The 8,899-nt window shown below is 69.2% G+C and carries 7 protein-coding genes and 2 pseudogenes; 2 read left to right on the top strand and 7 right to left on the bottom strand.

The window, feature by feature from the left end:
- Positions 1-102 precede the first annotated feature (102 nt).
- The 3 genes from ACZ4MU_RS33655 to ACZ4MU_RS33645 form a co-directional block, all read right to left on the bottom strand.
- A complete protein-coding gene (locus ACZ4MU_RS33655) occupies positions 103-291 on the bottom strand; it encodes a metal-sensitive transcriptional regulator (RefSeq protein ID WP_467883336.1) in 189 nt (62 codons plus the stop codon).
- Between the two features lie 351 nt (positions 292-642).
- Positions 643-1,005, bottom strand: coding sequence for a hypothetical protein (locus ACZ4MU_RS33650; protein ID WP_467883335.1), 363 nt, complete (start codon positions 1,003-1,005; stop codon positions 643-645).
- Between the two features lie 1,055 nt (positions 1,006-2,060).
- Positions 2,061-2,273 (bottom strand): hypothetical protein, encoded by a 213-nt coding sequence (locus ACZ4MU_RS33645; protein WP_467883334.1) that lies wholly within the window; start codon positions 2,271-2,273, stop codon positions 2,061-2,063.
- A 43-nt stretch (positions 2,274-2,316) separates the two neighbouring features.
- Between ACZ4MU_RS33645 and ACZ4MU_RS33640 the strand changes: the two are divergent.
- Positions 2,317-2,688: pseudogene (locus ACZ4MU_RS33640) on the top strand (transposase); the annotation flags it as partial.
- Between the two features lie 20 nt (positions 2,689-2,708).
- Here ACZ4MU_RS33640 and ACZ4MU_RS33635 read toward each other — a convergent pair.
- Positions 2,709-3,071 carry a winged helix-turn-helix transcriptional regulator gene (locus ACZ4MU_RS33635; RefSeq protein WP_467883333.1) on the bottom strand — a complete coding sequence of 121 codons (363 nt, stop codon included), beginning with the start codon at positions 3,069-3,071 and terminating at the stop codon, positions 2,709-2,711.
- 96 nt (positions 3,072-3,167) lie between these two features.
- Between ACZ4MU_RS33635 and ACZ4MU_RS33630 the strand changes: the two genes are divergently transcribed.
- Complete coding sequence (locus tag ACZ4MU_RS33630) at positions 3,168-4,049, top strand: NAD(P)-dependent oxidoreductase (protein WP_467883332.1); 882 nt, start codon at positions 3,168-3,170, stop codon at positions 4,047-4,049.
- 880 nt (positions 4,050-4,929) lie between these two features.
- On the opposite strand, the pseudogene ACZ4MU_RS33625 reads toward ACZ4MU_RS33630, so the two are convergent.
- From ACZ4MU_RS33625 to ACZ4MU_RS33615, 3 genes and pseudogenes are all read right to left on the bottom strand, one after another.
- Positions 4,930-5,294: pseudogene (locus ACZ4MU_RS33625) on the bottom strand (ISAzo13-like element transposase-related protein); the annotation flags it as partial.
- A 222-nt stretch (positions 5,295-5,516) separates the two neighbouring features.
- A complete protein-coding gene (locus ACZ4MU_RS33620) occupies positions 5,517-6,485 on the bottom strand; it encodes an SDR family NAD(P)-dependent oxidoreductase (RefSeq protein ID WP_467883331.1) in 969 nt (322 codons plus the stop codon).
- Between the two features lie 30 nt (positions 6,486-6,515).
- The gene (locus ACZ4MU_RS33615) at positions 6,516-8,879 is read right to left on the bottom strand and encodes an MMPL family transporter (RefSeq protein WP_467883330.1); all 2,364 of its coding nucleotides are present in this window, start codon (positions 8,877-8,879) and stop codon (positions 6,516-6,518) included.
- Positions 8,880-8,899 lie beyond the last annotated feature (20 nt).

The following is an 8,899-nucleotide window of genomic DNA, read 5'->3' as shown; positions in this document are numbered from 1 at the left end:
GCGCGGTGTGGCTGCGCAGCAGCTCCTGGCTGGTCACCGCCGCACGCCGTGAGGCCGCGCACGCCTGACGCTCGCTGCGCCCGGCCGCTGCTCAGGAGCGGACTATGCGGGCGATCGCCTGGGACGCTTCGGTGATCTTGTCCTGGACCTGGTCGCCCCTTGGGCGATGGCGTCGGCGACGCAGAAGTGGAGGTGGTCGTCCAGCATCGTCACGGCGAAGGACTGCAGTGCTCTGGTGGCAGCGCTGACCTGGTTGAGGACGTCGATGCAGTAGGTGTCCTCCTCGACCAAGCGCTGCAGGCAACACGGCGGCCAGGATCGGCCTCTACGGCGCAACGCTCGCCCTGACCTTCACGGGCGCCTACGGTGCAGGAGCAGCAGCCGGCTCGTCCATCGGCCGCACCCCGCCGCCCTGCACTGCGCATACCAGGAGAACGCGATGAACCACGGCGACCAGCACGCCGGCACGACGCCGCCTGGGGGACTGCAGATCTCGCAGGACGGCTACACCCTGGACCTGCTGCCCCCGCGTCTGTCGGCCGGCTAGGAAACCCCCTGCGCTTCGCCATCAGGGACCAGTCGGGCAAAGCCGTCACCAACTACGCCCGGGCACACGGCAAGGAACTGCACCTCATCGTCGCCTCACGCGACCTGAACACCTTCCGCCACCTGCATCCCAGCCGGGCCGCCGACGGCACCAGGAGCACCCCCGTCGACCTGCCCGCGGCCGGCGACTACCGCGTCTTCGCCGATTTCACCCTCACGGGGCAGAACACCAAACCCCTCACGCTGGGCGCAGACCTCGTCGCCGCCGGCACCTACCAGCCACGAGAGCTGCCCCCGCGGAAAGCCACAGCCGAAGTCGATGGCTACACCGTCACCCTCAACGGCACCCTTGCGGCTGCCAAGATGACCGGACTGACGCTGAACGTGGCGAAGGACGGCAAACCCGTCACTGACCTCGAGCCCCACCTCGGTGCCTATGGCCATCTTGTCGCCCTGCACGCCGGAGACCTCGCCTACCTCTACGTCCACCCCGAAGGCGAACCCGGCGACGGCACCACCCAGCCCGGCCCGCCACCTCCTTCATGGCCACCGCCCCGACCAGCGGTTCATACCGTCAATTCCTCGACTTCAAGCCCCACGGTACCGTCCACACCGCCGCTTTCACCCTGCCTACGACCCCGTCGCCCACCCGCAGCACGCAGATCACACCGGTACCGAAAACCACTGACTTTGGCCACGCGCCCGCCGCCGAGCCTGCCACTCAGTGAGACAACACGCGAGCGGTGAGCGCCGGCCTTCCTCCACCGTGCGCAGCTGCTCCCAGTCGGCTTCGGGGTGTTCGTCGGGCACCGCGTCGACGGACGCCGTGGTGTAGAGCGCGTTGTCGAGGCTCTGGCCCGGCTGGAGCCGAAGCGGGCCCGGATCGACTGCGGGGAGCGGACCCATCCGAGCCGCACCATGTCGTCGAAGTCGGAACACCGTACCCGGAGCCGGGCGACGGCCTGTTCGGATCCGAGCGGGGTGTCGGCGGCGATCAGGCTGCCAGGTCCTCGCGTCGGCAGGCCTGGTCAACCTGGCCGGGGTGGTGCAGCGTCGGGCCTGGCAGCGTCCCTCGCGGACCTTCGCCAGGACCCAACCCGAAGGCCGGCGCTCCCCGAGGACCTCGCGGACCACCGACGTCGACGCCGGCGGAAGGGGCTCGGTGGGGACCTGGTCGTAGTCGACGCCGTCGACCGGCCGCACGTGCTCGGGCCCGGACCCGCACCCGGTACTCCGCGGCCTCCACGCCGCCGTCCTCGAGGTCCCGGTACGACGGCAGGCCCACGAGGTACAACCCCCCGGGTCTCGGTCTGCCGCCGCCTCCACAACCGGGCCACGACCTCCTGCTCCGGCTGCCCGAGCACCGGGCCGGCGTGCAGCACGAGCCGCACCGGCACCGGCCGGGCTGCGTCGGCGGAGGGTGTGCTCACGACCCCACGATAAGCAGCGCCGCTGCCGGCTTGATGGACGTCACCGCTCGGGCAGCTTGAGGCGAAGACGGTCCATCGCTTTCTTCACGTCCCCGAGCTGGTCGCCCAGCACCCGCATACGCCAGTCCAGGCGCTCCACCGGGCAGCGGCTGCCAGCGACGCGAACGTATGCGCCATCTGTGCCGCGCCCGCCTCGCCCGCCAACGCCTTCTTGACGTACCGGGTGGCCATCGCCTCGTACTGCTTCGCGCGCTCCACCGCAGCTTTGTACTCGGGCGCGTCGTCGTGCTCGGTCATGCAGCCCCTCCCCGGGCGATCTCTCCGCACCGTTGTACCGACCGCGCCCCAGTTCCAGCCCGTCCTGGAATGCATCCACGTCCCGCGCACCGGTCCCGGACGACCACGCACCAAACCGTCCGGGGTCCGTGCCGACAGAGCCTACGGCTCTCGCGCGAATCGCTCCTACCTGCGCAGACACAGGATCGGATGGACCATCCCGGAGAAGGCCGACCAGCTCCGCAACCGCAAGAAGCTCGGCTCCCGAGGCGGTCGGCCACCGGCCTTCGACAAAGAGGACTACGAGCAGCGCCATGCGGTGGAGTGCGGCATAAACCGGCTGAAACGCCACCGGGCGGTGGCCACTCGATACGACAAACTCGCCGTCCGCTACGAAGCCACCGTGCTGGTCGCTGTCTTCAACGAGTGGCTGTGACCAGCACGTTCACAACAGACCTAGCCTGCCTTCGCCTCTGGTTGTCGCATGGGCGGCCGTTCGCGGCCCCAGGCGGCCAGCGGCTGGAGTGCGTCGTTGAGGCGCATTCCGTCCTCGGTCAGCGAGTACTCGACGCGGGGCGGCACCTCTTCGTAGGAGACGCGGTCCACGACGCCGTCCGTTTCCAGCTCACGTAGGTGAGAGGCCAGCACCTTCTCGGTGATCCCCGGAAGCAGTCGACGCAGCTCGCCGAAGCGACGGTGGGGATGCTCGTGGAGCGCCCAGAGGATCAGCACCTTCCACTTGCCGCCGATCACCTCCATCGCGGTGTCGATCCCGCAGACGTGTCCGTCTGGTGTGCCCGGCCGGTTCAGCGTCGTCATGCCCCACCCTTCTGACGTGCTCGCTCACCCCGAGGTAACCACCCACTAACAAGTGCGTACTTGATCACCTACGGGCCGGCGATCAGCCTAATCGACATGTCACAGAACATTGTTGAGAAGATTCCGTTCACGATGCTGGGCCTCGGCGCGATGGGCACCGCGCTGGCCCGCACCTGGCTTGCCGCCGGCCACCCGCTCACCATCTGGAACCGCACCCCAGGCCGCGCCAAGGCGCTCGCCACCGACGGTGCAAGGGTCGCGGAGACCGCCGCCGAGGCAGTCGCAGCGAACACTCTGATCGTCGTCTGTCTGTTGGACGACACCTCGGTCGATGAGGTGCTGTCCGGCACCGACCTGACCGACAAGGACCTGGTCAACCTGACCACCAGCACTCCCGCCCAGGCCCGCGCCCGCGCCGAGTGGGCCCGCGAGCGGGGCGCCCGCTACCTGGACGGCGGGATCATGGCTGTCCCGCCAATGATCGGTGTCCCGCAGGCCGGCGGCTACGTCTTCTACAGCGGCTCGCGGGAGCTGTTCGAGCGGCACCAGGAGACCCTGAGCGTCCCGGCCGGCACTACCTACGTCGGCGAGGACGCAGGGTTCGCAGCCCTGCACGACGTGGCCCTTCTCAGCGCCATGTACGGAATGTTCGCCGGCGCCGCGCACGCCTTCGCCCTGATCCGCAAGGAGGACATCGACCCTGCGGCACTCGCCCGACTGCTCGCCGACTGGCTCGTCTCGATGGCCCCGACAGTTCACCAGACCGCCGACCAGTTGCGGAGCGGTGACTACACCAAGGGCGTCGTCTCCAACCTCGCCATGCAGGTGGCCGGCACGCCGACCTTCCTGAGCACCGCCGAGCAGCAGGGTGTCAGCCCGGAACTGCTCAGCCCGTACTTCGAGCTGATGCGGCGCCGCCTGGCCGAGGGCAGCGGCGAGGAGGACCTGACGGGAGTGATCGACCTACTGGTGAACTGACCAGCCCCTTGCCGCACAGACGCGACCGTGCTGGTCACAATCCTCAACGAGGCGCTGTGACCAGCACTTTCGCAACACGCCCTAGCGTCGCGTCATGCACGGTTGGCCCTCTTCTGATGGCTGAGTTGTCGCCTGGTAGCGTCGCTCTCTTCGGCTGGGGCAGCCTGCTGGAGTCTTGACGGGACACATGGTGACTTCTTGTGATGGCAGTGTTCTTGTTGCTGCGATAGCGAAGGTCGCGGAGACCTTCGCCGGCATGACGGCCCAGGCGGACGGGATGAGTTGCGGGCGGTGCTTCGATGCGGGCGAGGTCGAGCTGCTGCGGACTCCTGACGTCCCGCTCCCGCCGGACCTTGTTCGCCGGGTCGCACAGAAAGATCCTTAACAATGGGACGACCGGCCCGCGATCATCCGTCGGGTTCTGCCGCAGTTCGTCACGCTGCTCGCCGGGGGCGAGGCCGAGACCGATCTCATGGGCCCGTGGACTGGCCGCGGCAGGCTGGTCACGGTGGCCCCGCGAGCAGGCAGGGGCAGTGGCCGGCTTCCTGGACGCGTGGTGGACGCAGACCCTGCGGACGAAGTCGCCGCCCATTCCGGCGTGTGCGGTGTTCGAGAGCTGCGTGACCGCGAGCTCGTCGGTCACCCCGTGGCTTGCCCGCTGGGAGGCGGAGACAGGCCCTGTAGCCCGCCGTCACCTGGCGGACTGTCTCGGCTGGTGGCGGGAGGAGTTGACGCCCGAAGACTCGCCTTTCACTTGGTGGTGGGGCACCAAGGCGCAAGAGCGGGCCGCCTGGCACGAAGTGAAGCGGTGGCTGGCCGATCAGGCCCGGGCAACGTGATGCCGACACGGCCGGTGCCTGACCGCAGCCGTGAACGCGACCGGCGGCATGCGGCAGACCATGATTTTCAGGCCCGCCTCAGCGGGGCGACCAGTTCGGCCTTCCAGGAGTGGGGGTGCGGTATCCGTTGGAGCCACCAGCGTCCGCAGTGATCAGCAACCGGGTGGCGTGCGGGTAGCCGTGGCCCGCACGGGCCTGCCACCAACCGGGGATGGAGGCAACGGCGAAGGCTGCCGTGTCGTGGTCGGTGCCGACGTTTCACCAAGCCGGTGTTCGCGGCAACGTGGTAGATCCCGTACGGGATCGCCTTGCCCAGTTCCTGCCGGTCCAGGAAGTCATGGGTCTTGACCTGGGCCGGAGCGCCTTTCGGCCCCCACTTACGGCCCCCGTTCTTGTAGGGGGCAATTCCGGTACGAGCTCCACGTCGGGGAGCGAAGCTCTGCAGGTCGCCGCCGTTGGCCGCTCAGGGGCACCCAAAAGGCGGGTGACGGGGCCTTCGTGGTTAACGGATCTCCGTGACTGAGCGGATGGCCCGGTGGGGCCAACGGCGATTGGGTCTGAGCGGCTGGGCACGGATGAGGGGAGCCTGGACAAGTCCCGCCATTGGTGGGCTTGCCCAGTGGGCTGTCTACAGACCCTCACGTCCTGGGCGCAGGATGTCGGCGTAGATCCGGGCTGTGACTCCGGGTTCGCCGGGGTCCCGGCGGACCGCGATGGCTTCGTTCAGTTCACAACTAACGGTTGAGGATGTGGGCGGAAGGCCGCCGCTGGGTGAGGCGGCAGCGCTGGCCTCGGTGATGGTACTGGTCGTGAACCCGAGGCGGTCGATGAACGGCCGGAAGAATCCGGGGGCTGCCGCGACGAGCGCATGGGTGCGGCACGGGGTGATCGTCTGCGCGCGGCGTTCGATGCCTGACACGATGCTGCGGACGGCCTTGTCGACGGTGCACATCCGCCACAGTCCCCGTTCGTTTCCGCCCCACAGGCGCCGACCTGCCGGGTCCGCGTGGATCGCGTCCAGCATCGGCGTTTTGAGGAACGTGGGGTGCAGGGTCCCGACGCCAACGCCGAGGTGCCGCACTTCCAGACGGATGCTGTTGCACATCGCCCAGATGCCGGCCTTGCTGGCCGTGTAGGGGGCCTGGAGCGGGGAGTGCACGAAGGCCGCCATGGAGGAGGTGGCCAGCAGATAGCCGCGTTGACGCTCGACGTGCGGCAAGGCGGTTTTGAAGATCCGCCAGACTCCCGTCAGGTTGACGTCGACGACGCGTTCGAAAACCTCGGGGTTGAGGGTGGCCATCGGGGCAACGGCGCTCACGCCGGCGTTGGCGATGACGACGTCGATGCGACCGAAGTGAGCGGCGGCGCCATTGATCGCCGACCGGAGGCTGTCGAGATCGGTCACGTCCGCCTGCGCCGCCCAGGCAACGCGGGAACCGCCCAGCGCGTCGGCCTGAGCGGCGACAGCGGTCCCATCGAGGTCAAGGAGGGCGAGGTGCGCCCCTCGGCGGCGCAGCGCCTGGGCGACTGCAGAGCCGAGTCCGCCGGTGGAGCCGGTGATGGCGACGGTGCGTCCAGTGAGGTCATAGCGGAGCATGGGACCCTTTCGGGGCTCGTCCGCGCCTGGTCAGGGGACCAGGGGTGCGTCGGTTGCGAGCTTGGAGGCGGTGGTCTCGACGGTGTCGTGCCCAAAAGGCTCGGGGGCCGGCGGCAGCGGAAGGCGGCGCCGCAGGGGAGATGGCAGCCACCAGTTGGCAGCTCCCGCCAGCTTGATGACGGCTGGCACCAACAGGGGGCGGATCACCGCCGCGTCCAAGAGGACAGACAGGGCCACCGTGACAGCGATGATCTTCATGTCGGTCACGTCTGTGGCCGCGAGTGCCAGCAGGACAACGAGGACCACGGCGGCGGAGGCGGTGAACAGAGGCGCAGCGGCCTGGAGGCCCTCGGCCGTTGCTCGGGCGGTATCGCGGGACCGTTTGTACGCCTCGCTGACGCGGGCCAGGAGCAGGATTTCGTAGTCCATCGACAGGCCGAACGCGAGGAAGAACGCGATGAACGGCAGTGCGAGGTCAGTGGTGCCGGTCACGGTGAAGGCACCGGCCAAGTAGCGAAGATGACCTTGCTGAAAGACGTAGACCATCGCGCCGAAGGTGGCTGTGAGGCTAAGGAAATTGATCACCAGAGCCTTGAGAGGCAGGAAGAGACTTCGGGTGAAGACGAGCAGCAAGGCAAAGGTCGCGACGACGACAACAGCCAAGGCCGCGGGAAGCCACTCAAACGTGGCGTCGCGGGTGTCAAGGAGTTCTGCCGTGGCGCCGCCGGTGAGGGCAGGTGCGGGGGCTGGCTGCGTACGGATGGTGTCCAGGAGGTGGGCAGCCGCAGCACTGTAGGGCCGGGGGGCGGCGTTGATGGCCAGCCACGTCCCGGTGGGAAGGGTGAACCGTCGTACCCCGGCGCACGACCGGCGCGCGGTTAGTTCAGCGGAGGGATCGCAGCGGTCGCCGACGGACTTGCCGTCCAGGTAGGTGCCGGTCGCGGTACGCAATCCCTGGACGCCGGGCAGCTCGGAAAGGCGACGGGCGTAGGCGTCGAGGCGATCGGTATCGCCGGGGCTGGCGGGGCGCCAGCCGGGCAGGAAGACGTCGACCTCGGTGCCTACCTGGGGGAAGTCGGCGCGCAGTTCTTCCGCAGCGGTGACGACGGGTGAGCCGGCGGGCAGCACCCGCTCGTCGCTCAGCCCGAGGTTCACCTCGCGGAACGGCAGCGCGAGCAGAACCAGCAGGGCTCCGGTGGCCATGAGGACGGCAAGCGGGCGGCGCATGACCGCGCTCGCCAGGCTGTGCCAGCGGGCCGCGGACCGGGCGCTCTGCCGGCGGCGAGCGAGGAAGTCGTGCCCGGCCCGGCGTTCGCCGAGGCAGGCGAGGGCTGCAGGGACGATCAGCAGGGACGCCGCGGCGGCCAGCAGGACGACGCTGATGCCGGCCATGCCAAGGGAGCGCATCAGCGGGAGCGGGAAGAGCAGGAGCCCCAGCAGGGAGACGGCGACGACGCCGGCGGAGGCGGCCACGGTGCGACCGGCGGTGCGGACGGCGGTGATCACGGCCTCGGGGTGCGGACAGCCGCCGGCGATCTCCTCGCGGTAGCGGGCGACGAGGAAGAGGCTGTAGTCCACGGCCAGGGCGAGGCCGACGGCTGTAGTGAGACTGAGGGCGAAGGTGGAGACGGGGGTGGCGGTGGTCATGGCGCGCAGGATCGCGGTGGTGCCGGTGATGGCGACGGCGCCGACGGCAAGGGGCAGCACAGCCGTCGCCATGCTGCCGAAGATCAGGAGGAGCAGTACGAGCGTGACGGGCATGGCCAGGAGTTCTGTACGCAGCAGGTCCTGCTCGCTGTGCCGTTGGAACTCGCGGGTGACGACGGCCTCGCCGGCTGCCTGGATCTCCAAGGGCCTGTGTGGGCGGGCAGCGTGGACGAGGACGCGTTTGGTGGCGTTGTGCCGGACGTGTTCTGTCGCGTCGAGCCACAGGGTGACGAGGGCCGCGTGCCCGTCGGCGGCGCGCAGCAGTGGGTCGGGCGGGGACGGTGGCGTACGAGCGGGGGCGGTTGGGCTGAGAGGGCCCGTCCAGTACGAGTCGACGCCGGTGACGCCGGGTACCTGGCGCAATTCCTCGGCAAGTCGGGTGCCGGCAGTGCGCGCAGCCGGATCGTCGACGGACCCGGTGGTGCGGACGAGGAGCAACAGGGGCGGCATACCCCCGTGCGGGGACTGCGCCAACCGGTTGCGTACCTGCGCCGCCGGGGTGTTCTCGGCAAGCCAGCCGCCGCTGCTCAGGTTTGCAGAGACCCCGGCGGACAGCAGACCCATGAGGACGACGAAGAGTGCGGCGGCGGCCAGGACGAGCCGGTTGCGGCGTACTGCCCACCGGGCGAGCGTGGCCAGGGAGCCCGGGATGTGCGAGCGGTCGCGGTGCAGGGGTGGCTCGCACATCACAATCGGCCTCTCTGCTA

The sequence above is a fragment of the Streptomyces sp. NPDC026377 genome (genome assembly GCF_055567715.1).
This window is presented reverse-complemented; position numbering and strand designations above follow the sequence as displayed.

What these genes read in the sequence shown, in the direction of transcription:
- ACZ4MU_RS33630 (WP_467883332.1), top strand. Translation starts at nt 3,168, where the DNA reads ATGTCACAGAACATTGTTGAGAAGATTCCGTTCACGATGCTGGGCCTC.
- ACZ4MU_RS33635 (WP_467883333.1), bottom strand. Translation starts at nt 3,071, where the DNA reads ATGACGACGCTGAACCGGCCGGGCACACCAGACGGACACGTCTGCGGG.
- ACZ4MU_RS33620 (WP_467883331.1), bottom strand. Translation starts at nt 6,485, where the DNA reads ATGCTCCGCTATGACCTCACTGGACGCACCGTCGCCATCACCGGCTCC.
- ACZ4MU_RS33645 (WP_467883334.1), bottom strand. Translation starts at nt 2,273, where the DNA reads ATGACCGAGCACGACGACGCGCCCGAGTACAAAGCTGCGGTGGAGCGC.
- ACZ4MU_RS33615 (WP_467883330.1), bottom strand. Translation starts at nt 8,879, where the DNA reads ATGTGCGAGCCACCCCTGCACCGCGACCGCTCGCACATCCCGGGCTCC.